Source organism: Candidatus Polarisedimenticolaceae bacterium (genome assembly GCA_036376135.1).
In the GTDB taxonomy this organism is placed as follows: domain Bacteria; phylum Acidobacteriota; class Polarisedimenticolia; order Polarisedimenticolales; family DASRJG01; genus DASVAW01.
This window is the reverse complement of the sequence record DASVAW010000075.1, coordinates 13,096-36,648: the sequence shown is the minus strand read 5'-3', so window position 1 is coordinate 36,648 and position 23,553 is coordinate 13,096. Positions and strand designations below refer to the sequence as shown.

Genomic DNA, 23,553 nt, shown 5'->3' with positions numbered 1-23,553 from the left:
GTAGGGCCGGTGAGCCTAGGATCGCGGGGGCGTCGATGTCAACGCCGAAGCCGCCTCACGGGGCGCAGGCGTTCACCGCCGGTGCCTCCGGCAGGCAGGCCGTCGTCGGCCGCGGCCGACGCGTCCCGTCCGAGCGCAGGCCCAGGCTTCCCTCCGTCGCGCCGTCGTTGGGCGCCACGATGAAGAAGTACGACCCTGCGTCGGGGCTCACGAAGGCGCGCATGCCGGCGACGCCGCAGAACCCGGGGAGCGGCGCCGCCGAGCCCCAACCCGCCGCGAGATCGCCGCGGTAGACGGAGTACCCCGTCCCGCCGCCGCACTCGGGCCCCCACGACAGCTTCAGCCTCGACGAGTCGGTGTCCCGGTCGACCAGGAGCGTTCCCGTCGTCGCCCCGGGGGCGCCCGGAGCGGGGCTCGTGCACGTCTGGAAGCCGACCACGCGGACGTCGTCCACCGCGGATTCGACGACGCTGTCGAAGTTGGGGCCGTCCGCCGAGCGGGCGCGGACGCGCATCTGCGAGGTCAGCGCTCCGGTGGTCTCGAGGTCGAACGAACGCGGCGTCCAGGCGTTCGCGCTCGTGCTTCCGGTCAACGCGTCGAGCGACTGCCACGTCGTTCCGCCGTCGCGGGAGACCTCGAAGCCGAATCGGTCGGCCGAGTCGTTGAAGTTCCCGCTGTGGTAGTGCCAGCGCTGGAAGGTGAGCTGCGCGGTGGAGAAGGACGAGGCGTCGAAGACCGGGGAGAGCGCCTGCGTCTCGCCGTCGTCGACGTCGCCGTTGTTGGGGTTCCCCCCCTTGTTCTTGCCGGTGAACAGGCACCGCGCGCCCTGCGGGCAGCTCGCGGGGTTGGCCTGGAGCCCGCCGTCCGTCGAGCCGACCGGGATGTCCGCGAGGAAGTCCCCCGCGCCCGCCGCGGGAGCGCCGTCCTGCACCGTCCACGCGCCCAGGCCCGCCTCGAAGTCCTGCGAGATCAGGTTGCCGATCGGTCCGCGCGGACGCGCCGTGACCTTGACCGCGTTCGTCTCCCCGACGCCGCCGCATTCGGCGCTCCCGCGGCCGCCGAGGTCCACCGCGCGCACGACGTACCAGTAGCTCTGGTTCGAGGTCAGCGCGCGTCCGTCGACGAAGCTCGTGCCCGTGACGCAGGAGGCGACGCGGTTGGACGTCGACGGCACGAACGCGGCGGAGGTGCCGCGATAGACGTTGTACGCCACCGACCCGCCGCACGCGGGGGTTGCGGCGCCCCAGGCGACCGTGACCCCGCACTGCGCGGCGTTCACGTCGGTCGCGGACACGGCCCCCGCGAACGCCGGCGGGAGGATGCACGGCCCGGTCGCCGTCACCTCGACGCAGTTGGAGGGCTCCGCCTCGCACCCCTCGACGGCGCGCACCGTGTAGCCGTAGACGCGTCCCCCCGACGCGCTCGTGTCGGTGAACGTCGTCGCCGCGGCGAGGGTCCCTCCGACCTGCGCGAAGCTCCCGCCGCAGCCTCCCGCGGCCCGGTACACGCGGTACCCCGCGGCGGTCGGCGTCCCGGTCCAGGACAACGCCACCGCGTTGTCCCCCGAGGGGGCGCCGGAGAGGCCGGATGCGGGCGCCGGCTGCACGAGGCAGCCGAAGTCGAGGGTCGTGACCCCGTACACGACGAGGGCGTAGTCCTGGTCGACGACGGGGGTCGAGGGATTCTGGTCCAGGTTGATGTCGTCGCCCGAGATCTCGATCGTCCACAGGCCGGCGGCGGGAGCCTGCACGAAGACGTTCTCGACGTTGTTGATGCCGTCCGGGGCGCCGCCGGAAGCCGACCAGTTCCCCGCGTCGAGGCCGAAGTTGCCGTGGTAGACCACCGCTCCGGACGGGCTCGTCACCTTCAGCGAGACGTCGTTGATGCGGTGGAGCGTCGACGAGGTCGTTCCCGCACGGTCGGTGTACGCGAGGGTGACCTTGAGCTCGTCCATCCCCGCCGGTACCGTCGCGGTGTAGGCGTGGACCTCGAGCTCGGCGACGGAGCGCTCTTCGTCGACGACCTTCATCCGCGGCGCGCGGTCGAGAAAGCGACTCGCCGACGGAAGCCCCCAACCCTGCTTGAAGCGCCCGAGATCGGCCCCGCTCCCCGTGAAGGGGTAGGGCTCGGCCGTGTTGATCATCATCGCCTTCAGGGTGGCGGCGTGGGGACGCTTGTCGAACAGGGTCGCCCCCTGCGGGTTGTTCCCGAGGACGTTCGCGCCCCACATCTGGAAGATCAACCCGCCGATCCCCGCGCTGATCGGCGTCGCCGCGGAGGTCCCGCCGAAGCCGGTCGTGTACCCGCCGCCGGTCGTCGTCGTGTAGATGGAGTCGTACCAGTAGGCGAGGTCCGGCTTGATGCGGCCGTCCGCCGCCGGGCCGATCGATCCGGAGAAACACCAGCAGTCGTCGGCGAGCGTGCGCGTGTTGTAGTGCTCGACGGCCCCGATCGAGATGATGTTCTTGGCCCAGGCCTGCGGGCGGCTGTCCTGGTTTCCGGCGTTGGACTGTGACTGGAAGATCGCGAGGTCGTGGATCCAGATGATGTCGTCCATCTCCTGGGAGATCGACGTGTACGCGCGGGTCCGCGCATCCCCCCACGAATTCGACTGGAACAAACCGAAGATCGGGGACGCGACGATCTCGGCGGTGTGCTGGTAGCGATCGGTCAGCGCGTCGTAGTCGGCGAAGTACCCCGCCGCCTTCGAGGGAAGGCTGCCGAGCCCCTGCGCGTTTCCGTCGCCGTCGCGGTTCCCGTTGCCGAAGACGATCCCGTAGGTCGACGTGCCGTGGCTGTCGACGCTCACGCCCCCGCCGTGGAGCAGGATCCCGTCGAAATCCGGGTGGGTCTGCTCGACCCCGGCGTCCATCACCTCGCCGCGCACCCCCTGGCCGGAGTACCCGCCGACCGACTCGACGTAGTTCTCCCCCGCCTGTTCCCGGACGATGTCCATGTCCGTCTCGCGCGGGGTCCAGCGGTCGATCCACTGCAGCCGGTTCGAATGCGCGAGGAGCGCCACCTGCTCGAGCGAAAGCGTCGCCTCGAGGCGGTAGCCGTTCGCGGGCACGAGGTCCACCCGGCCGCCGATCGCGCGGATCTCCTCCGCCAGCGCCGACTTCTCCGCGAGCCCGGGAAGGAAGCTCATCACGTGGTAACGGCGCGCCTCGCGCGACGCGTCGGAACCGAGGATCTCCCGGAGGACCTCGGGCTCGATGCGATACGCGGGCTCGTAAGGACCGATCCAGCGGACGAACGGCTGCGCGGCGACCGCCGCGACGGCGTCGGGGTCCATGCGGAGCACGTGGGACTGGTGGGGCACGAACTGGAGCACCTCGGCGCCGAGGTCGCGGAGGATGCGTCGATAGGCCTCGAGGCCCGGAGTCTCGAACTGGACGAGGTACAGCCGGTTCCCGGCCCGGGAGGAGAACCCCGCCGGCGCCGCCGGGACGTCCTCCCCCGGGAGCAGTCGCGCGAAGCGCAGCGGGATCGAGAGGTCCATGGCGCGGGGTCGGGTCCAGCTCGCACCGCCGTCCCGGGAGAACGCGACGAAGCGCTCCCCGGACTCGCTCCAAACCGCGTAGCGGATTCCGGCGTCCGGAACCTCCACGACGCGACGCTCGGGGGCGGCCGCAACGGCGGTGCAGGCCAAGGCAAGGCACACGAACAGGCGGCGAACGTACATCGGGCGCAACTCCCCCCACGAAGCGGCGGTTTCGGCCGCCCGGGAATGTCCGGCGACCCCCGGGGTCCGTCAATGAGAAATCCCCGCCGTCGCCTCCTCGGAGTCGCGATCGGGAGCTAGAATGCCGGGCTGTTTTTCGAGGAGGCACCATGTCGGCAGCAGCGACCTTCGTCCGCGCGAACGGCGACCGCTACCTGGCGGAGCTCCAGGACCTGCTCCGCATCCCGTCGATCTCGACCGACCCCGATCGCGCCGGCGACGTGCGCCGGGCCGCGGAGTGGGTGCGCGACCGGCTGCGCACCGCCGGATGTTTCCGCGCGGAGATCTACGAGACCAAGCGGCATCCGATCGTGTACGGCGAGTGGCTCGGCGCCCCCGGAAAACCGACGATCCTCGTCTACGGCCACTACGACGTTCAGCCGGTCGACCCCGTGCACCTCTGGACGACGCCGCCGTTCGAGCCGTCGATCCGCGACGGCAAGCTCTATTGCCGCGGCGCCGCCGACGACAAGGGACAGGTGCTCATCCACGTCAACGCCTTCGAGGCCCACCTGCGCGCGAACGGGACGTGCCCGGTCAACGTGAAGTTCGTGATCGAGGGGGAGGAGGAGATCGGCTCGGGGAACCTCGAGCCGTTCATCCTCGCCGAGAGCGACATGCTCGCGTGCGACGCCGTCGTCGTGAGCGATACCGCGATGTTCGACCGCAAGGTCCCGTCGATCGTGCACGGCCTGCGCGGGCTCACCTATCTCCAGATCGACGTCCGCGGGAGCGCCCGGGACCTCCACTCCGGCCAATACGGCGGTGCGGTGATGAACCCCGCCTTCGCCCTCGCGACGATGATCGCCGCGCTGAAGGACGCGAAGGGGAAGATCAAGGTCCCCGGGTTCTACGACAAGGTCCGCAAGCTCACGACGGCCGAGCGCCGGGCGATCGCGACCCTCCCCCACTCCGACGCGAAGTTCCGGAAGTCGATCGGCGCTCCGGAGCTCTGGGGCGAGGCGGGCTTCACGACCCTCGAGCGCCTGTGGGCGCGCCCGACGGTGGAGGTCAACGGGATCTGGGGCGGCTTCACCGGCGAGGGGGCGAAGACGGTGATCCCCGCCGAGGCGCACGCGAAGCTCTCCATGCGCCTGGTCCCCGACCAGAAGCCCAAGGAGATCGCGCGGCTGGTCTCCGCCTACCTCAGGAAGCTCGCGCCGAAATCGGTCGAGGTGGAGGTGCGCCACCTGCATTCGGGGGACGGTTGGCTCGCCGAGCCGACGCACCCGGCGCTCGCGGCGGCGTCGCGCGCGGTCAAGAAGGCCTTCGGCAAGACGCCGGTGTTCACCCGCGAGGGGGGCTCCATCCCGGTCATCGCGTCGTTCGACCGGATCCTCAAGGTCCCGGCCGTGATGATGGGAATCGGCCTGCATGACGACAACCTCCACGCGCCGAACGAGAAGATCGACCTCGACCAGTTCCACAAGGGAAATCTGGCCGCCGCCTACCTCCTCGAGGAGCTCGGCACCGACGGCGCCATGGGGAACGGGAAGGGCAAGTCGGCGCGCTGAGGGGGCTCGAGGATCCCCGATCTCCGTCCGGGAGCGGATTTGCGCTTGACGCGCGCCCCTCACGCGGGTACTTAGCGCAAAGAGCTCGTCCGTAGTTCTCGTGGGGGGGATCCATGAAAATCGTCATCTGGGGTATCTTCACGCTGATCTTCATGGCGGCGTCGGCATGCGAGCCGACCGACGAGATGCAACTCGCCGCCGAGGCCAAGGCGCCTCGCACGGTCTCCCGGATCGGCGGCGCTCCCGCTTCGGGGAGCGTCGACCTCACCTTCGGGCTCGTCGCCCCCGCCGGCGCGGCGGAGGTCGCGGTACGCGTCCTGGACGCCGCCCGGGTCGAGTGGCCGGGGGTCGAGCGCCTCGACGCGACGACGCTGCGGGTTCCCATCGGGAAACCCGGAGTCCACGAGATCCTGATCGAAGCGACCGCGACGCTCGACGGCCGGGCCGTCCGGACCGAAACCGTGGTGCGCGTCCCCTTCGGTGTTCCCGAGCCGATCGTGGACGACGGCGAGATCGCCGTCTTCGCGATGGAGCCCCGTCGATGAGGCGCGCGGCCGCCTTCGCCGTCGCCTCGCTCCTCTCGAGCGCGGCGCTCGCCAACTGGACCGCTTCCGGCCGCTTCGTCTACGAGGACCGCGAGTGGAACGAGTCGGGGTTCTCCGGGACCATCCTCACGAAGCCGATCCGCTTCGCGGACGTCGAGGTCATCGATCCGACGAAGTCGGGGTCGAAGCAGATCCTCGCCAAGGGCAAAACCGACGCCGACGGCTACTACGCGATCCCGGTGGTGGACTCGACGACGCGAACGAAGGTGCGCGTGCGCGTGCTCACCCGCTCGAACTACACCTCCGATCTCTTCGTGCGCGTCACGAACCAGGGGGGGAGCATCTACGTCGGCCAGAGCGCCGACGTGACGAGCCACGCCCCGAACGTCAACGTGGACTGGGGCACGCTCACCGCGCTCGCCTTCGCGGGCGGCGAGGCGTTCAACCTCTTCGACATGGGGGTCTACGGCGCCGACTACATCAAGGCGATGACCGGCGCGCGCCCGAACTCCACGAAGCTCGTGACGATCAAGTGGCAGTCGAACGGCGGCGTGACGGTTTCGCAGACCTCCGGGAACACCGTCACGATCCGCGACACCGGCGGATACGACGACACCGTCGCCCTCCACGAATGGGGCCACTACGCGATGACGAACTACTCGAAGTCGTCGAACCCCGCCGGCTCGCACGCCCTCGCCGACTGCCATCAGGACCTGCGCCTGGCCTTCGACGAGGGGCGCGCGACCTACCTCGGCAACTCGGTCGTCCGGATGTTCGACCTCGGTCCGGCGAACGTCTACGTGCGGACGAGCGGCGCCTCCGGCCCCGGCGGCGCGCTCAACTTCTTCGACCTGGAATCCGAGACGCAATACAGCTGCGACGGGTCGGGGAGCGAGGTGACCGTCGCCCGCAGCCTCTGGGACATCACCGACGGCCCGTCCACGAACGACTACACCCCCGGAACCGACGAGACCCTGGACGCCCTCGCGCTTCCCGACGTCGAGTCGTGGCAGACCTTCGCGTCCTCGGTCTTCAAGGGCGCGACGAACGTGACGCACGAGACCTTCTGGAACTCGTGGTTCGACTCGACGGTGGCCAACGGCAACCTCCAGGCGATGAAGGACATCTTCGGGGCCCTCGGCATCGAGTACTTCCCGGACGCGTTCGAGTCGAACGACACGACGGGGACCGCCACGCTGCTCTACGCGAACGGCGGCCTCGTCCACCTGACCTACTTCGCCGACACGGACGGGGACGGCAAGGGGGCGGCCGACACCGACCTCTTCGCCTTCGACGCGGTCGGCGGCGCGGTCTACACCGCGCAGACGCTCAACACCTACTCCGACGCGAACACGAACCTCGAGATCCTCGACACCAACGGCTCGACGGTCCTCGCGTCGAACAACGACCGTTCCGCCTCGGACCACACGTCGCTCGTCACGTGGACGGCGCCTCGCTCCGACCGCTTCTACATCCGCTCGAAACACGCGACCGACTACGGGATCCACGGCTCGTACGACCTGAGCCTCACGACCCCGTAACCCGGCGGCTCCCCCTGCCCCCCCGCCGCCCCCGCGACGACGCTCGCGGGGGCGGTTCGACCGGGGATAAACTCACGCCATGATTTCCATCCGCGCCGCGGCGGCCGTCGTCGCCCTCGCGGCTTGTGCTGCGGCTTCCGCCGCCGAACTCGAGGAGGCGCGGCGGCTCCTCGACGAGTATCAGCGGCCGGTCGCGGCCGTGGAGGCGGTGCGAACGATCCTGAATGAGGACCCGCTGAACGTGCAGGCCCAGATCCTCCACGCCCGGGCGCTGGAGAGACTCGATCGAAGTGGAGAGGCGGTTCCCTTCCTCGAGAATTGGGCCACCTCCGCGCCCACGGACGCGAGACCGCTGACGCTGCTGACCGCCGCCTACGCCTCCATGAAGGACGCGGCCGGACTCGCTTCCGTCCGAGATCGGGCCGCCGGCCTGGACGAACCAGCGCGACGCGACGTGCGCCGCGCCCTGGTCCTCGGGCAGCTCGCCGCATCCCAATGGAAGGAGGCGGCGGATACGCTCGGACTGCTGACTCCGATTCGGGCTGACGAAGCCGCCGGCCCACTCCTCCCGGCCCTCGACGCGGCGCGCCGAGGGGATCGGAAGACGCTTTGGGAGATGGTGGAAGCGACCCCGGCGCCGTTCGACCGTGAGGACATCGACGTCGCGTGGTGGATCCAGATGCTCCTCGACCTCTCCCCTCCGCCCGCCGACGAGCCCTCGCCCGACGGCGAGAAGACGGCCCGTGGCCTCTCGGAACCGATCGTCGTCCGCAAGGTCGCTCCCGTCTATCCGCCCGAGGCCAAGTCGGCCGCGCTCGAGGGCGTGGTGACGCTGCAAGCGACGCTGCTTCGATCCGGCAGGGTGGTCGAAGCGAACGTCAAGGAGTCGTCCGACCCGATATTCGACGACGCCGCCCGCAGGGCCGTGCTCCGCTGGCGCTACAAGCCGGTGACGCAGGACGGCAAGCCGGTGTCGATCTACTTCACCGTCGTCGTCCGGTTCAAGGTGCGTTGAGGGGATCGATGCGACGGAGGCGGACATTGCTCGTCTGGCTCGGATCGACGCTGGGCGCCGTCGCCGTCCTGGCCTCCGACCTCGACGAGGCGAAACGGAACCTCGAGGCCGAGCGTTACCGCAAGGCCCTCGACGCCGCCGAACGGATGCTCGAGGCGAGCCCGGACGACCCCGACGCGCGCGCGATCGAGTCCGAAGCCCTGCTCGGCCAGAAACGTCCCGGTCAGGCGGCAGAACGCGCGGAAGCGTGGGCCGGAAGGGCCCCGGGCGATCCGCGCCCGCTCGTGCTGCTCGCGCGAGCGCTGGGAGCGAAGGAGGACTGGGCCACGCTCCGAAGGGTCGCGGTCCGCGTGAAAGACGCGCCCGTCGAGACCCGGGCACCCGTCTTCCGCGAGGTCGCGCGGCAGTACTGCGACGGGCCGGGGTGCGAGGTCGCGGCGGAGTTGCTCGCAGAGTTGGCCGAAGCACCCGGCGACGAGCCCGCGCAGCGGCTCGACCGAGCGCTCGAGGCGGCGGCACGCGGTGCCCGGGACCAGGCGTTGTCGCGGTTGGAGCACTACCTCGAGACCAGCCCGCCCGAACCCGACGTCGAGTTCGCGCTTCGGGTCGTGGCGCGGGCGATGCTTCGTGCCGCCGAACGCGGAGCCGCCAACCCTCCGGTGGAGGGGTGGACCCTCGAGGTCCCGGGCCACGGCGTCTCGCTCCCCGTGCTCGTTCACAGGGTCGAGCCTGCGATTCCCCCTCGGGAGCTTCTCGGCAGTCCGGGCGAGAAGGCGACCCTCGAGTGCGCGATCCTCCGGACGGGCCACGTCGTGCCGCTTCGGCTGCACGCCGTCACGAGTCGCGCATTCGCAGCGAGCTCCTTCCGGGCTCTCGTGGGCTGGCGCTACGAGCCGGCGCGCAAGGACGGCCGGCCCGTCGCCAGCGTCTTCACGGTGGGGACGTCGTGGGAAAAGCGTTGAAGGCGGTTGCGGTCAGTCTCCCGCCCGCAGGCGATACACCGCGTCGAACGGCGTCTTTCCCGGCACGCGCTCGAGGTTGCGGTCGCCGTTCGCCGCGAGGTGCTCGAGGAGGTGGAAGACCGTCTCGACCTCCTCCGGGCTGCCGACGGCCGCCGCGATCTGCTCGGCGGTCGCGCCCCGCTCGCCGCGCCCGGTGAGCTCGGCGACGAGCCGGCGCTGGAGATCGAGGACCTTCGCCGCCGCCTTCTTCCCCGCCTCGACGCCGGGCTGGTGGTAGGCGTTCACGTTCACGAGGGTCGCGTAGAGGCCGACCGCGCGCTCGTAGAGGGCGATCAGCATCCCCACCGTCTTCGGCGTGACGTCGTCGATCGAGATCGTGATCGAGCCGCGTCCGTTCTCGTGGAGCGCGCGGCGGGTCCCCAGGTAGAAGCCCAGCAGGTAGTCCCCCGAGGTCACGTCGGGCTCGACGTCGATCGAGACCCCGCGGCGGTCGCGCTTCACCTCGACGAAGGTCGCGAAGAAGTTCGCGATCCCGTCGCGCAGCTGCTGGACGTAGGCGTGCTGGTCGGTGGAGCCCTTGTTCCCGTAAACCGCGAGCCCCTGGTGGACCACCTTCCCGTCGAGGTCCTTCTCCTTCCCGAGCGACTCCATCACGAGCTGCTGCAGGTAGCGGCTGAGCAGCTGCAAGCGGTCCTTGTAGGGGAGGATCACCATGTCCTTCGTCCCCCTGCCCGCGCCGGCGTGGTGCCACGCCATCGCGAGGAGGGCGGCGGGGTTCCTTCGGACCTCGGGTACGCGCGTGAGGACGTCCATCGCGGCCGCCCCCGCGAGGAACGCGCTCACGTCGATCCCCTGCAGCGCCGCGGGAAGGAGGCCCACCGGCCCCGTCTCCGAGGTGCGGCCCCCGACCCAGTCCCACATCGGGAAGCGCGCGAGGAAACCGCGCTCGACGGCGTGCCGGTCGAGCTGGCTCCCCTCCCCCGTCACCGCGACGGCGTGCGGGCCGAAGAGGAGGCCGTGCGCGGTGTACGCGGCCTCGGCCTCGAGCATGCCGTTGCGAGGCTCGGGGGTGCCGCCCGACTTCGAGATCACGATCGTCAGCGTCGACTCGAGGTTGCGTCCGAGGACGCCGAGCACCCGGTCGATTCCGTCGGGGTCGGTGTTGTCGAGAAAATACGGGGTCATCCGATCGTCGCGGCCGCCCAGGGCGTCGGCGACGAACTGCGGGCCGAGGGCGGAGCCGCCGATCCCGATGCACAACACGCGGTCGAAACGGGGGGCGCGCTGGGGGCGGATCGAGCCGGCGTGGACGTCGCGGGCGAAGGCCTCGATGCGGCTCAACGTCTCGCGAATCGCGGCGCCGAGCGCGGGCTCGGGGGCAAGCTCCGGGGCGCGCAGCCAGTAGTGGCCGACCTGGCGCTTCTCGTCGGGGTTGGCGATCGCTCCCTTCTCGAGCGCGGCCATCGCGTCGAACGCCCTGCCGAAGTCGCCCGCCATCGTGCGATCGAGGTCGTCGGGGAGGTCCATCCGGCTCACGTCGAGCCGGAATCCGAGCTCGGGAGCGTCGTACAACCACGCCTTGTACCGGTCCCACATCCCGCGCGTGTTCATCCCGTCACCTCGAAGGTCATCCCGGCTCGGCGGAGCCGGTCCAGAAGGGGGCGCCCCATCGCCGAAGCGGGGGTCAGGATACCGTGCCGATCGGGGAGCTCGTCGAGGGCCAGGCACAGCCCCGACTCGGCGAGCATGAGCGCCGTCGCGCCGTACCCGGGGTCCGCATCCGCCGCAACGCGGCCGCGCACCGCGATCGGCGGCGCGCCGTCCGAAAGGCCGCGCAGGCTCGCGTCGAAGAAGCCGCGCTCGCGTTGCTCCGCGGTCGGTCCCGCTCCCGGTCTCGGGAGGAAGGTGCGGAGCAGGGCCCGGCCGGGGGACGTCGCCGCGGCGGCGACGAACGCGCCGATCCCTGCGGTGATCGCCCAGGCCCCGAGGAGGCTGCGGGCACGCACGACCTCCTCGTACCCGAAGTCCGTGCCGTGGCTGCGGCGGACGACCGAGGTGTTGATCGGCGCCATCAGGAACGGAGCGAAGGCGCCCCCCTCGCCGTCGCCGCGGGGGCGCACGAGGCTCTTCCGGGCGTCCCGACCGCCGCCGCCCGTCTCGATCTCGTGGAGGACGCTCGCCGCGGTCCCCCCGCTGAACCCACCCGAGGCGCGTTCGAGGACGAAGATCGCCGAGGCGAGCTGCCGCCCGTGCCGCTCCCGCAGGTGCTCCCGGAGCATGAAGACCCCCAGATCGGAGGGGATCGAATCGAAGCCGCAGGTGTGGACGATCCGCGCGCCGGTCGCCTCCGCGCGCTCGTGGAGCCTCGCGAGGTTCGCGCGGATGAAGCTCGGCTCGCCGGTGATGTCCGCGTAGGCGATCCCCCGCTCGACGCAGGCCTCGACGAGCGGCGTCCCGTACACCGCGAAGGGGCCCACGGTGGAGACGACCACCCGGGCCCGTCCGACCCAGCGGTCGAGGGAGGCGCGGTCGACGGCGTCGGCGACCACGATCTCCGCGCCGAGCCCGAGCGCCTCGAGTTTCGACCGGTCGCGCCCCCCGACGGCCCAGCGAAACCCCGCCGGGGCCCGCCGCGCGATCTCCGCCGCCACGAGGCGCCCGGTGTACCCGGTCGCCCCCCAGACGACGAGATCGAGATCGTGCATGTCCCGCATCGTACGTGACCTGGGTCACGGCGTCCCGCGGGCCGCAGCAGGCAGACTTCGGTTCCAAGGAGGCCCCGATGCCCAGGAAGATCGTCCGGATCGACGAGGAGCGCTGCGACGGCTGCGGCATGTGCGTGACGGCCTGCGCGGAGGGGGCGCTCGCGATCGTGGACGGAAAGGCACGCCTGGTCGGGGAGATCTTCTGCGACGGCTTCGGCGACTGCGTCGGGGAATGCCCGCAAGGGGCGATGACGATCGTCGACGAGGACGCGCCCGCCTACGACCCGGTCGCCACCCGCGCGCACGTCGCGACGATCGGGGGAGCCGAGGCGGTCCGCCGCTTCGACGCGGCGGCTCACGCGCACGCGGGGTGCCCGGGGTCGCGCATGTCCACGGCTCCGGGGGTGACCCAGTGGCCGATCCAGCTCCACCTCGTCCCCCCGCAGGCGCCTTTCTTCCGCGGGAAGGAGCTCGTCGTCCTGAATACCTGCGGCGCCGTCGCCTCCCGCGACCTGCACGGGACGATCCTCGACGGCCGGTCGGTCGTCGTGGGATGCCCGAAGCTCGACGACACCCGCCCGTATGCCGCAAAGCTCGCGGCCATCCTCTCCGATCCCTCGATCCCGCGCGCGATCGTCGTGAGGATGGAAGTTCCCTGCTGCGGCGGGCTCACGGCGATCACGCGCTCCGCCGCCGTGGCGACGGGGAGGACGGACCTCGAAGTGCGCGAGGTCGTGATCGGCGTCGACGGCACCGTTCGTAATTAGGGACAGCAACCTATTTCCGAAAGCGACTCGCCGCGGACCCGGTTACAGGCTACCGGATCGGGGTGAGTCGCTTTCGGAAATAGGTTGCTGTCCCTAATTACCCATCAGGGTGCGCATGCGCTCGACGAACGTGGACTGCGTCGCGTCGTCGAGCTCCACGCGGTCGGCATCGTCCACAAGCAGGCCGTCGAACAGCGCCCGCTTGTTCTCGACGACCTGACGCACGCGCTCCTCGATCGCCCCGCGCGTCACGAAGTGGAGGACCTGCACGCTCTCGCGCTGGCCGAGCCGGTGCACGCGCCCGATGCGTTGTTCGAGGACGGCGGGGTTCCAGGGGACCTCGAGGTTGACGACCACCGACGCCGAGTCCTGGAGGTTCAGGCCGAGCCCCCCCGAGTCGGTCGAGAACATCACCCGCAGCGTCGGATCCTCGCGGAACGCCTCGAGGATCCGCTGACGGCCGCGCGCGTCGAGCCCGCCGTGAAAGACCTCGGCACGCTCGCCGCGTCGCTCGAACAGCGGGCTCGCGGCGTAGACGGCCAGGCGCAGCAGGCGCTCCCACTGGCTGAAGACGACGACCTTCCCCGGCGTGCTCTCGAGCAGATCCTCGAGGACGTGCACGAACTCCTCGAGCTTCGGGGAGTGCAACCAGCGCAGGTCCCCTTCGACGGGGCCGCGCTTGAGGTGCGGCTCGGCGAACTCCCACGCGTACTGCGCCCACGCGTTGCAGAGGATCCGCATCGAGGTCAGCGCCTGCAGCAGCGTGCGGACCTCCGGGGCGGTGAGCGGCCGGTTCTGCGAGAGCAGCGCGGCCACGGTGCGCGCGTGGCGCCGGTACGGCCGCCACTGCGCCGCCGTCATCTCGGTCCAGAAGGTGTTGTCGGTGCGCGGCGGGAGCTGGTCGAGGACCTCGCGCCGCTCGCGGCGGAGGAAGAAACCCGACAGCTTCGCGCGCAGCGTGTCGAGGTCCTCGTACGCGGCGATCCTCCCGTTCGGCCCGGGAACCGCGTGGGCGGGGAGCAGCCGCCAGCGCGGGCCGAGAGCGCGCGGATGCAGCGACTCGACGATCGAGTGCAGCTCGGTCAGCCTGTTCTCGAGGGGCGTGCCGGTCAGGATGAACGCCCACGGGCTCGTCAGCTGCTTGATCGCCTTTGCGGTTTTCGTGTCCCAGTTCTTGATGCGCTGCGCCTCGTCGAGGATCACGAGGTCGGGTTTCGAGCCCTTCACGAAGTCGAGGTCGCGCAGGACCAGCTCGTAGTTGAGGACGAGGAACCCCGACTTCCACCGGCGCAGCGCGCGCGCGCGGATCTGGCGCCCCCCCTCGAGGACGAGCGCCTTCTCGCCGCACGCCCGCTCGATCTCCTGCTGCCACTGGTGCTTCAGCGACGCCGGGCAGACGACCAGCGCCTTCTCCGCGGAGACGGACCGCCGCAGCAGGATCGCGCCGACGATCGCCTGAAGGGTCTTGCCGAGTCCCATGTCGTCGGCGAGGAACGCCCGCCCGCGGGTCGCGAGGAACTCGACGCCGTCGACCTGGTAGGGGTGCAACTGGAACCCGATCGACGGGATGAGGGCGTTCCAGAGCTCGCCGTCCCTCGCCCCGGCGCGGAGCCGGTCGGCCGCTTCCTTCGCGAGGGCCGCTTCCGCGAGCCGCTCCGCGACGGCGCCGTCCACGTCGAACGGGACCGATGCGGCCGTCGCCGCGGCGCGGGCGGCGGCCTCGACCTCGGCGAGCCACGACGCCGGGTCCACCTCCCGGGGAACGGCCCGCAACCACCCGTCGCCGTCGAAGTAACGGTGCAACGGCACGCGATCGACGGCGGCGGGCGCGTCGAAGCGCAGCTCCGCGAGCGGATCGGGGGCGACCGCCTCCCAGCTCCGCGGCTTCCACCAGAGGCTCGCGAAGCTCCACGTCACGCGCTTGGGCTGGCGCTGGAACCAGGTCCGGACGCGCTCGATGTGTTTGCAGCTGTCGAGCTCGCTCTTCGCCCAGTCGGGGCAGGTGCACGACGCCAGCGCCGGCTCCTTCCCGCGCAGGGTCACCGTGTACGGGGACTTCCCGGCGGAGGCGACGCGGAAACGCGGCGGTCCGCCCTTCATGGGAAGTCGCGTGATCCTCGCGCGCTCCTTCTTCGCCCGCTGGCGGCGCTGCTTGACCTCCTCGTCGCGGGCGAGGGAGATGCGCTCGTCCCGCGTCAGGGTCCACTCCCCCGGGGCGGCGAGGAGCGTTCCCGCCTGCACGGGCGCCTGGGTGACGATCCTCCCCTGCCCGCGCGCCAGGCGACCGGCACGGCGCGGCTTGGCCCGGACGCCGACCGCGTGCGCGACGTCGGGACGAGGGAATCGCAGCGCCTCCACGGCCGCGACGGCGTGCTTGCAGACGGGGCCCTCCTCCCAGGGGCAGGTGCACGAGGCGGCATACCCGTCGTCGATGGCGTGGATCGCGACCGTGTAAGGGTGGGGCCCGCTGTCCTTCACCTTCGCCTGGAGGGTCGCCCCTTCGTCGGCCAGGCGCAACGACACGACCTTCCCCAGCAGGGCCAGGTCGTGCCCCGCGTGGGCGACGTGCCTTCCCGCCCAGCCCTCGAGGTCGAGGGCGAGCAGGCGGGCGTCCGCGGGGACGGCCGCCGGAGGGCTCGGGATTCGACGCTGGCGCCGGGGCATACCTCCTCGTCGCGATTCGCCGCGAGATAGCCGGAGAGTTTGACCCAGTCCGGAAGTACGCGCCACCTTGCCCCACGGCCTCGGACGCGAGTAGGATCGCGGGCTCGCCTTCGGGGGAACCGTTCATGGCCGTCTCGAAGCTCCCGGCCTCGCGCTTCGCCGCCTTCGTCACCGACCGTTACCCGTTCGCAGCCGGGGCCGCGATCAAGGCGTTCGCGAAGGCGAACGCGCGCACCCCTTTGCGGAAGCTCCTGAAGCAGGCGCTCGAGCGGGATCTCCCGAGGGAGAAGTTCGAGACCTCCCCCGGCGTCGCGGGGAAGCAGCGGCACGCCGCCGCGATCGAGGAGGTCCTCGACGCCTGCGACGCCTTCCTCCGGCGCGAGGCGCTCCTGGGCTCGATCACGAAGGAAGAGAAGCTCGAGATGCTTCGCGGGATGGTCCTCACCCGCGCCGTCGACAACCGCCTCAAGCAGTTCTTCGCCGGCGGCGAGGTCCGTTACGGGAGCGCCTCCTTCCAGGGGAAAGGATTTCGATCCCTCGGCCAGGAGGCCATCTACGCCGCGCCGCTGCGCCTCCGGCGCGGTCCGGAGCACCGCAACGACGACGGCACGTGGAAGGGGGACGTCGTCGCCCCCCTGATCCGCGACCTCGGCGCGGCGTTGTGCATGCGCGGCGACCGCGACGCGGTCCGGGGCGTTCTGAGCGCGCAGATGGGGAAGGCCGGCCCCCCGATGGACGGGAAGGACCTCCACACCGGCGACTTCGCGTGGGGGGTTCTGCCCGCCTCGGCGCCGCTGACGATCTCCACGATGACCGCGGCGGGAATGGCGATGGCCTTCGCCCTCGACGGGGTCGACCGCGTCGCGGTGTCGTTCATCGGCGAGGGGGGAACGTCGCTCGGCGAGTGGCACGAGGCGATCAACCTCGCCGCGGCCCGGAAGCTCCCCGCGATCTTCTGCGTCCAGAACAACCAGACGGCCCTCTCGACCCCGCTGAAGGACCAGTCGGCGGTGCGCGCCTTCGCCGACAAGGCCGCGGGGTACGGGATTCCCGGGATCACCCTCGACGGGACCGACCCCGAGGCGATCGCGGCAGCCTTCGCGTGGGCCGCCGAACGCGCGAGGCAAGGCAAGGGCCCCACGCTGATCGAGCTCGTCGCGATGCGCATGTGCGGTCACGCGCACCACGACGACATGCTCTACCTCGGGAAGGACCCGCAGCCCTCGTGGGACTATCCGAAGCCGACCGAGGCCGGGTACGCCGATCCGGACCTCTACGCCTTCTGGGCGAAACGCGACCCGATCGCGACCTACGCGAAGAAGCTCGAGGCCGAGAAGGTGATCGCGAAGGGGGACCTCGACGCGCTGAAGGCCGAGATCGAGACCCTCGTCGAGGAGGAGGCGCGCAAGGTCATCGACGCGCCCTGGCCCGAACCGGCGAACGCCGGCGTCGGCGTCCTCGCGAACGAGCCGCCGCGGGTGCACGTCGAGCCTCTCGAGAACGCGAGCGAACGGCTGAATCGCAAGCGTTCGCCCCTCCCCGAGGTTGAGCCCGCCCCGCCGTTCGACCCGAAGGGGAGGACGTTCCTCGAAGCGGTCATGCTCGGCGTCGGCGACGCCTTGCGCTCCGACCCGCGCACGTTCGTCTACGGCGAGGACGTCGGCGGGAAATACGGAAACGCCTTCCTGCTTCTGCGTCCGCTCCTCCACGAGTACGCCGATCGCATCCTCAACTCGCCGATCGCCGAGGCGGGGGTCCTCGGCGTCGCCGTCGGCGCGGCGCTGGCGGGACGCCGCCCGATCGCCGAGATCCAGTTCAACGACTTCGTCGCGACCGGTTTCAACCAGCTCGTCAACAACGCCGCGAAGATCCGCTACCGCTGGGGGGGATCGGTACCGATGGTGGTGCGCATGCCGTGGGGAGGCCTGCGGCGCGCGGGCCCGTACCACTCGCAGAACACCGAGCCGTGGTTCTACCGCACCCCCGGCCTCAAGATCGTCTGCCCCTCGACCCCCCACGACGCGCGGGCGCTGATGGCGGCAGCGGTCGCCGACCCCGACCCGGTCCTCTACTACGAGCACATCGCGCTGTACCGGGAGCCGCGGATCAAGCAACGGATGGCGGACGCCGCGCCCGAGCCGATCCCGATCGGGAAGGCCGCGCTCCGGCGCGCCGGCAGCGACCTCGCGATCGTCAGCTACGGGGCGTACGTCCACGTGGCGCTGCGGGTGGCGGAGAAGCTCGCGGCGGACGGGATCGAGTGCGCGGTTCTCGACCTGCGCTCGCTCGCCCCGCTCGACCGGGAGACGCTCCTCGACGTCGCGCGCCACTGCGGAAAGGTGCTGATCGCCCACGAGGACTCGAAGACGGGCGGCATCGGCGAGTCGCTCGCCTCGACGATCCAGGAATGGTGTTTCGAGGACCTCGACGCGCCCGTGCGCGTCGTCGGCGCGCTCGACGCGCCGGTCCCCTACTCCCCTCCCCTCGAGGATGCGTTCCTCCCCGGAGAGGCGGGAGTCGAGAGGGCGGCCAGGCTGCTCGCGGCCTACTGATTCAGCACATCGCCCGGATCACGTCCGAACGCGTGATGATGTAGGTCGTGTCGGTCTTGAAGTCGCGCACGAGGACCGCCGGGTTCTGCATCGTGATCATCGTGGACATCGACTCGACCGGCGTCGAGATGTCGACGAACGGGAAGGCCGGGAGCATGATCGACTCGACGGGCTTCTTGCGCACGTCGGGGTCGCGCACCAGCTCCTCGAACAGGTGCGACTCGTTGAGCGAGCCGACCAGGCGCTTCTCCTTCCGGATCGAGATCTGCGAGAAGTCGTGCTTGCGCATCAGCTCGACCGCCTCCTGCACCGTGCGGTCGGACTCGATGGAGAGCAGCTCGCCGGACATCCCCGCCGACACGAGGTCGCGCGCGGTCATGCCGGTTTTCTCGAAATACCCCATCTTGCGCATCCACTCGTCGTTGAACATCTTGCCGACGTAGCGGGTGCCGTGGTCGTGGTAGATCACGACCACGACGTCGCCCTTCTTGAAGTGGTCCTTGAGCTGGAGGAGCCCCGCCATCGCGGATCCCGCGGAGTTCCCTGCGAAGATCCCCTCTTCCCTCGCGATCCGCCGGGTCATCAGCGCCGCGTCCTTGTCGGTGACCTTCTCGAAGTGGTCGATCACGTCGAAGTCGACGTTCTTCGGCAGGAAGTCCTCGCCGATCCCCTCGGTCACGTAGGGGTAGATCTCGTTCTTGTCGAAGATCCCGGTCTCCTTGTACTTCTTGAAGACCGAGCCGTACGTGTCGATCCCCCAGACCTTGATCTTCGGGTTCTGCTCCTTGAGGAAGCGGCCGGTCCCGCTGATCGTCCCGCCGGTACCGACGCCGCAGACGAGATGGGTGATCCGGCCGTCCGTCTGCTCCCAGATCTCGGGGCCGGTCTGCTCGTAGTGCGCGGCGGAGTTCGACAGGTTGTCGTACTGGTTCGCCTTCCACGAGTTCGGCACCTCGTTCACCAGGCGCGAGGAGACGGAGTAATAGGAGCGCGGGTCCTCGGGGTCGACGTTCGTCGGGCAGACGATGACCTCGGCGCCGAGGGCCTTGAGGGCGTCCGCCTTCTCCTTGGACTGCTTGTCGGTCGTCGTGAAGATGCAGTGATAACCCTTGACCACCGCCGCGATCGCGAGCCCCATCCCCGTGTTCCCGGAGGTCCCCTCGATGATCGTTCCTCCGGGCTTGAGTAGACCCTGCCGCTCGGCTTCCTCGATCATCCGGACCGCCATCCGGTCCTTGATCGAGTTGCCGGGGTTGAAGGTCTCGATCTTGGCGAGAACCTCCGCCTCGGTGACGCCTTTCGTGAGCTTGTTGATCCGGACCATCGGGGTGTTCCCGATCGTCTCGAGGATGTTGTCGCAGATCTTCTTCATGGGGCCTGCTCCTGTCGAAACCCGCGTATCGTAGCCTCAGCTTGAGCCGCGGCGCCCGCCCGCCCTACACTTTCGGCGATGGACCACCTTCCCCTGCGCTTCGTGACCGGGTTCGAGCAGGTCGGAACGTACGTCCTGCGGGTCGCCTTCGACGACGGGACGGAGCAGACGATCGATTTCCAGCCGGTGCTCCGCGGCCGGGTGTTCGGAGCGCTGCGCGATCCCGAGATGTCCCGGCGGGTGCGCATCGATCCGGCTTTCCGCACGCTCGTCTGGCCGAACGACGCCGATTTCCGGGCCGTCGGACCCAGATTGCCGATCGCACCGTCCCGCGCCTCCTCGAAGGCCGGACCGTTGCCCGAAATCTGCCGCTTCTACGGCATCGTGATCAAGATGTCCTTCGAGAAGGGTGCTCCCCATCAAGGGGCCCACTTCCACGCCGAATACGGCGGCGAGTCCGCGGTCTTCGACGCGGCGACCGGGAAGATCCTGAACGGGAGCCTCGCCAAGCCCCAGCGCCGCCTGGTCAAGGCGTGGATCGAGCTGCATCGCCATGAATTGGAGGCGAACGGGGAGCGAGCGGTGAACTTCGAGCGCCTCGAGCGCATCGCCCCGCTGCAGTGAGCGCCGCTCCCGTCACCCCCGCCGTCCGGGCGCTGAAGGCCGCGGGGGTCGCCTACACCGAGCACCTGTACCGCTACGAGGAGCGCGGGGGGACGCGCGTCTCCGCCCGGGAGCTCGGCGTGGACGAACACGCGGTCGTCAAGACCCTCGTCCTCGAGGACGAATCGAAGGCGCCGCTGATCGTGCTGATGCACGGCGATCTCGAGGTCTCGACGAAGAACCTCGCGCGCCTGCTCGGCAGGAAGTCGATCGTCCCCTGCCGTCCCGAGGTGGCCGAGAAACACACGGGGTACAAGGTGGGCGGAACGTCTCCGTTCGGAACCCGGAAGGCGATCCAGGTGTACGTCGAGCGGACCATCCTCGACCTGCCGCGGGTGTACCTCAACGGCGGACACCGCGGCTTTCTCGTCGGGCTCGACCCTGAAGCGCTGGTCCGCGTGCTCGAAGCGACGCCGGTCGAGGTGGGGATCGCCCGCTAGCGCCGCTCCCCCGCAAACTCCCGCCCCTGGATCAGCGTCCCCGTGCAATGGGTCGTGTATTCGAACGGGTCGCCGTCGAACATCGCGAGGTCGGCGTCCTTGCCGACCTCGATCGAGCCGATGCGATCCGCCACGCCGAGGATCCTCGCCGCGTCGATCGTGATCGCGCGCAACGCCCCTTCGTCGCCAAGGCCGTGCGCCGCCGCGACCTGCGCCTCGAAGAGCACCACGCGCGCCTTGGGGACATAGGACTCGTACCCGCCCTGGAGCGCCACCGGAATTCCCGCCTTCGCGAGCACGGCGGCCGTCGTGAAGCTGGCGTTTTCGTACTCCCCCCACGCCCGGTACATCGGCGGGTGGACGATCACGGGGACCTTCGCGGCCTTGAGGTCGTCGAGGAGCATCGGCGCCTCCGACCCGGAGTCGAGGATCAGGTCGAACCCGAACTCCTGCCGCAGGCGCAGCGCCGCCGAGATGTCCTGCGCCCGGTTCGCGGTGATCGAGAGAGGGACCTTCCTGTCCAGGACCGCCGCCATCGTCTCGAGCTCGAGGTCGCGCCCGGGCTTCTTGTCCTCGGCCGAGGCGTTCCGCTTCGCCGCGTACTCTCTCGCCTTGATGAGCTCCTGCCGGAGCATCGCGACCGCCTTGGCGCGCGTCCCCGGGGACTTTTCCCCGGACCGCAGCCCCGCCGGGCCGAGCGTGACCGCGACCGACGCGAACGGCTTCACGACGGCGGCGTCGACGGGGAGCCCGTTCGTCTTGATCACCGCGGTCTGACCCGGCACGAGCTCCCCGGGGGCATGGCCGGTGTGGACGGTCGTCACGCCGAAACCCCGCACCCACGCGACCAGCGGGTCGAGCGGGTTGAAGGCGTCGATGGCGCGGAGATCCGCCTGCACCGGCGCCGACCGGTCGATCTGGTCCTGGTCGTGGGGCGTGTTGAGGAGTCCCGACACGCCGACCGTGCACCGCGCGTCGATGAGCCCGGGGGTCACGACCGCGGCTTCGACGACCTTCGCGCCCGCGGGAATCCGGACCTTCGACGCCGGGCCGACTTCGGCGATCTTCCCGTCGCGGACGATCACGACCGCGTCCCGGATCTCGGGGCCGGCCATGGTGTGGAGGGTCGCCGCGCGGACGGCGACGTCCTGCGCGGCGAGCACGAACAGCAGCGTGGTGCCGATCACTGGGCCACCTCGTCCGCGCAGCAGAGATAGGGCTTCATCGGGTTCCCCGCGCCGTATCCTCCCTCCGCGTGGAGGCGATCGTCGGGAACCGAACGGTCGAAGACCTTCTCCCCCTCGATCCAGGTCTCGAGCACCTCCGTCTTCGAGGAAAACGGATCCCCGCTGAGCACGACGAAGTCGGCGTCCTTCCCCGCCTTCAGCGAGCCCACGCGCGCGTCCAGATCGAGCAGCTTCGCCCCGTTGAGGGTGAGCGCCGCGAGCGAGCCCTCGCGGGTCATGCCGTAGCGGACGCCGATCGCCCCCATGCGAAGGAACAGCCGCGAGTCGGTAATCCAGTCGTCGGTGTGCCAGGCGGTGAGGATCCCGGCCTGCTCGAGGATCCGGCCCGTCGCGAGGTTCAGGTCGCGCGTCTCGAGCTTGCCCCCGGGGCTGTCCACGAGGATCGCCGAGCACCCTGCCCCGGAAGCCTTGATCTCGTCCGTCACCTTCCAGGCCTCGCTCACGTGCTGGAGGACGACCTTGAAGCCGAACTCCTTCTGAAGGCGCAGCACGGTGAGGATGTCGTCGGCGCGGTGGGTGTGGTGGTGGACGACCCGTTTGCCGTCGAGGACCTCGACGAGGGTCTCGAGTCCGAGGTCCCGCGCGGGCGCCTTCTCGGGATCTCCCTTCGCGCGGGCGAGCTTGTCCCGGTACTCCTGCGCGGCGACGAACTTCTCGCGGACCAGCGCCGCCGACTTCCCGCGCGTGCCGGGGAAGGGCGGATTCTCGCGCTGCGAGTTCGTGCCGTTCGCCATCTTCAGGCCGCCCAGCGCGTTCCCCGCGCCGTCGCGGATCTGCATCGCATCGAGGGTCTTCGCCGGCTTCGGCTTGAGGTAGACCGTCTTCCCGCTGAGCAGGTGCCCGGAGCCGGGCATGACGTTCATGGTCGTGATCCCGCCCGCGACGACGCGCCGGAACCCCGGGTCGAACGGGTTCACCGAGTCGCCCACGCTCACGTCGGGCTGGATCGGGGCGCTCCCGTCGGCGCCCGCGACCCCGCCGACGTGGCTGTGGGTGTCCACGAGCCCGGGGATCAGCGTCTTCCCGGAGAGGTCGACGCGCCTGGCCCCTGCGGGGATCGAAGTCGAACCCTCGGGGCCGACGGCGACGATCTTCGCGCCGTCGATCACGAGGACCCCCCGTTCGATCGGCGCCCCTTCGACGGGCAGAACCCGCGCACCGACGAAGGCGGTGGCGGCCAGCAACACGGACTCGAACATCAAGGATCCCCCTCGAACGTCAAAACGACGCCGACGGGGAGGTTCCCGACCGTGATCGTGGCGTCCGCACCGGAGGCCGGCACCAGAGCCATCACCGCCGGGTGCCCGCCCCCCGTCGACTTCTTCCCGAGCGCCATCATCGCATCGAACGACGGCTTCGCGTCGGGTCCCGGGTCGTCGGCGAGCGGAACGAGAACGAGGAAGTCGCGATACTCGGAGACACCCATGTGATTCCCGTCGTTCGGGCGCAGCGCGTAACGGACGGCGTACTTCGCCGCGGGGACCCTCGATCCGCGCGCGTCGATCCACGCCTCGCCCAGCTCGACAGTGCCGATCAACGTCCCCGCGGAGAGCTGGGGAAACGCCACCTCGAGGGACTCGCCCGCCTTCGGATTCACGGGGACGTCCGGACGGACGTCCCAGTGCATCCCGATCGCCAGCAGGAGCGCGGTCATCGCGGCTCGAAACAGGGGCGGCCCGGCCGGCACCCCTCGCGGTCGGCGACCTCGCCGTCGGGGCCGAGCGCCGTCATCGAGTGCGTGCACCAGCAGAACCCGTCCGAGGTGTTCGGGATCGAGGGGTCGGGCTCGACGTCGATGTAGAGCCCCTTCCACCTCAGGCGCCGGCAAAGTTCGGCGTCCAT

The 23,553-nt window shown here is 70.3% G+C and carries 18 protein-coding genes; 9 read left to right on the top strand and 9 right to left on the bottom strand.

Annotated elements, in window-relative coordinates:
• Positions 1–55: 55 nt before the first annotated feature.
• On the bottom strand, positions 56–3,685 hold the full coding sequence (locus tag VF139_06875) for a S8 family serine peptidase (protein HEX6851115.1): 3,630 nt from the start codon (positions 3,683–3,685) through the stop codon (positions 56–58).
• 149 nt (positions 3,686–3,834) lie between these two features.
• Here VF139_06875 and VF139_06870 point away from each other — a divergent pair, with 149 nt between their 5' ends.
• The 5 genes from VF139_06870 to VF139_06850 all read left to right on the top strand — a co-directional run bounded on the left by VF139_06870 (position 3,835) and on the right by VF139_06850 (position 9,301).
• Positions 3,835–5,238 (top strand): dipeptidase, encoded by a 1,404-nt coding sequence (locus VF139_06870; GenBank protein HEX6851114.1) that lies wholly within the window; start codon positions 3,835–3,837, stop codon positions 5,236–5,238.
• A gap of 113 nt (positions 5,239–5,351) precedes the next feature.
• Positions 5,352–5,783: a hypothetical protein gene (locus tag VF139_06865; GenBank protein ID HEX6851113.1), complete on the top strand. Its 432-nt coding sequence runs from the start codon at positions 5,352–5,354 to the stop codon at positions 5,781–5,783.
• Entirely contained in the window at positions 5,780–7,324 is a 1,545-nt protein-coding gene (locus VF139_06860; protein ID HEX6851112.1) for a hypothetical protein, read from the top strand. The genes VF139_06865 and VF139_06860 overlap by 4 nt, the downstream gene beginning before the upstream one ends.
• Before the next feature lie 79 nt (positions 7,325–7,403).
• Positions 7,404–8,339 carry a TonB family protein gene (locus VF139_06855; GenBank protein ID HEX6851111.1) on the top strand — a complete coding sequence of 312 codons (936 nt, stop codon included), beginning with the start codon at positions 7,404–7,406 and terminating at the stop codon, positions 8,337–8,339.
• 26 nt (positions 8,340–8,365) lie between these two features.
• Positions 8,366–9,301 carry a tetratricopeptide repeat protein gene (locus tag VF139_06850; GenBank protein HEX6851110.1) on the top strand — a complete coding sequence of 312 codons (936 nt, stop codon included), beginning with the start codon at positions 8,366–8,368 and terminating at the stop codon, positions 9,299–9,301.
• 12 nt (positions 9,302–9,313) lie between these two features.
• Here VF139_06850 and VF139_06845 read toward each other — a convergent pair whose 3' ends face one another.
• Together VF139_06845 and VF139_06840 are read right to left on the bottom strand one after the other, a co-directional pair.
• Positions 9,314–10,912 carry a glucose-6-phosphate isomerase gene (locus tag VF139_06845; GenBank protein ID HEX6851109.1) on the bottom strand — a complete coding sequence of 533 codons (1,599 nt, stop codon included), beginning with the start codon at positions 10,910–10,912 and terminating at the stop codon, positions 9,314–9,316.
• Entirely contained in the window at positions 10,909–12,006 is a 1,098-nt protein-coding gene (locus VF139_06840; protein ID HEX6851108.1) for a saccharopine dehydrogenase NADP-binding domain-containing protein, read from the bottom strand. Before VF139_06840 ends, VF139_06845 begins: the two co-directional genes overlap by 4 nt.
• Before the next feature lie 77 nt (positions 12,007–12,083).
• On the opposite strand from VF139_06840, the gene VF139_06835 reads away from it, so the two are divergent.
• Positions 12,084–12,773 (top strand): 4Fe-4S dicluster domain-containing protein, encoded by a 690-nt coding sequence (locus VF139_06835; GenBank protein ID HEX6851107.1) that lies wholly within the window; start codon positions 12,084–12,086, stop codon positions 12,771–12,773.
• 93 nt (positions 12,774–12,866) lie between these two features.
• On the opposite strand, the gene VF139_06830 is transcribed toward VF139_06835, so the two are convergent.
• Positions 12,867–15,437, bottom strand: coding sequence for an SNF2-related protein (locus tag VF139_06830; protein ID HEX6851106.1), 2,571 nt, complete (start codon positions 15,435–15,437; stop codon positions 12,867–12,869).
• Between the two features lie 125 nt (positions 15,438–15,562).
• Here VF139_06830 and VF139_06825 point away from each other — a divergent pair, with 125 nt between their 5' ends.
• Complete coding sequence (locus VF139_06825) at positions 15,563–17,989, top strand: thiamine pyrophosphate-dependent enzyme (protein HEX6851105.1); 2,427 nt, start codon at positions 15,563–15,565, stop codon at positions 17,987–17,989.
• Position 17,990: 1 nt separating this feature from the next.
• Here VF139_06825 and VF139_06820 read toward each other — a convergent pair whose 3' ends face one another.
• On the bottom strand, positions 17,991–19,361 hold the full coding sequence (locus VF139_06820; protein HEX6851104.1) for a pyridoxal-phosphate dependent enzyme: 1,371 nt from the start codon (positions 19,359–19,361) through the stop codon (positions 17,991–17,993).
• A gap of 78 nt (positions 19,362–19,439) precedes the next feature.
• Here VF139_06820 and VF139_06815 point away from each other — a divergent pair, with 78 nt between their 5' ends.
• Together VF139_06815 and ybaK are read left to right on the top strand one after the other, a co-directional pair.
• Positions 19,440–19,985 (top strand): DUF4160 domain-containing protein, encoded by a 546-nt coding sequence (locus VF139_06815; GenBank protein HEX6851103.1) that lies wholly within the window; start codon positions 19,440–19,442, stop codon positions 19,983–19,985.
• Positions 19,982–20,464 carry a Cys-tRNA(Pro) deacylase gene (ybaK, locus tag VF139_06810; protein HEX6851102.1) on the top strand — a complete coding sequence of 161 codons (483 nt, stop codon included), beginning with the start codon at positions 19,982–19,984 and terminating at the stop codon, positions 20,462–20,464. The genes VF139_06815 and ybaK overlap by 4 nt, the downstream gene beginning before the upstream one ends.
• Here ybaK and VF139_06805 read toward each other — a convergent pair.
• From VF139_06805 to VF139_06790, 4 genes are read right to left on the bottom strand one after another with little or no spacing between them, the layout of a single operon-like run.
• On the bottom strand, positions 20,461–21,651 hold the full coding sequence (locus VF139_06805; GenBank protein ID HEX6851101.1) for an amidohydrolase family protein: 1,191 nt from the start codon (positions 21,649–21,651) through the stop codon (positions 20,461–20,463). The genes ybaK and VF139_06805 overlap by 4 nt on opposite strands.
• Entirely contained in the window at positions 21,648–22,910 is a 1,263-nt protein-coding gene (locus tag VF139_06800; protein ID HEX6851100.1) for an amidohydrolase family protein, read from the bottom strand. The genes VF139_06805 and VF139_06800 overlap by 4 nt, the downstream gene beginning before the upstream one ends.
• Positions 22,910–23,365 (bottom strand): hypothetical protein, encoded by a 456-nt coding sequence (locus VF139_06795; GenBank protein ID HEX6851099.1) that lies wholly within the window; start codon positions 23,363–23,365, stop codon positions 22,910–22,912. Before VF139_06795 ends, VF139_06800 begins: the two co-directional genes overlap by 1 nt.
• Positions 23,362–23,553 carry a hypothetical protein gene (locus VF139_06790; protein ID HEX6851098.1) on the bottom strand — a complete coding sequence of 64 codons (192 nt, stop codon included), beginning with the start codon at positions 23,551–23,553 and terminating at the stop codon, positions 23,362–23,364. The genes VF139_06795 and VF139_06790 overlap by 4 nt, the downstream gene beginning before the upstream one ends.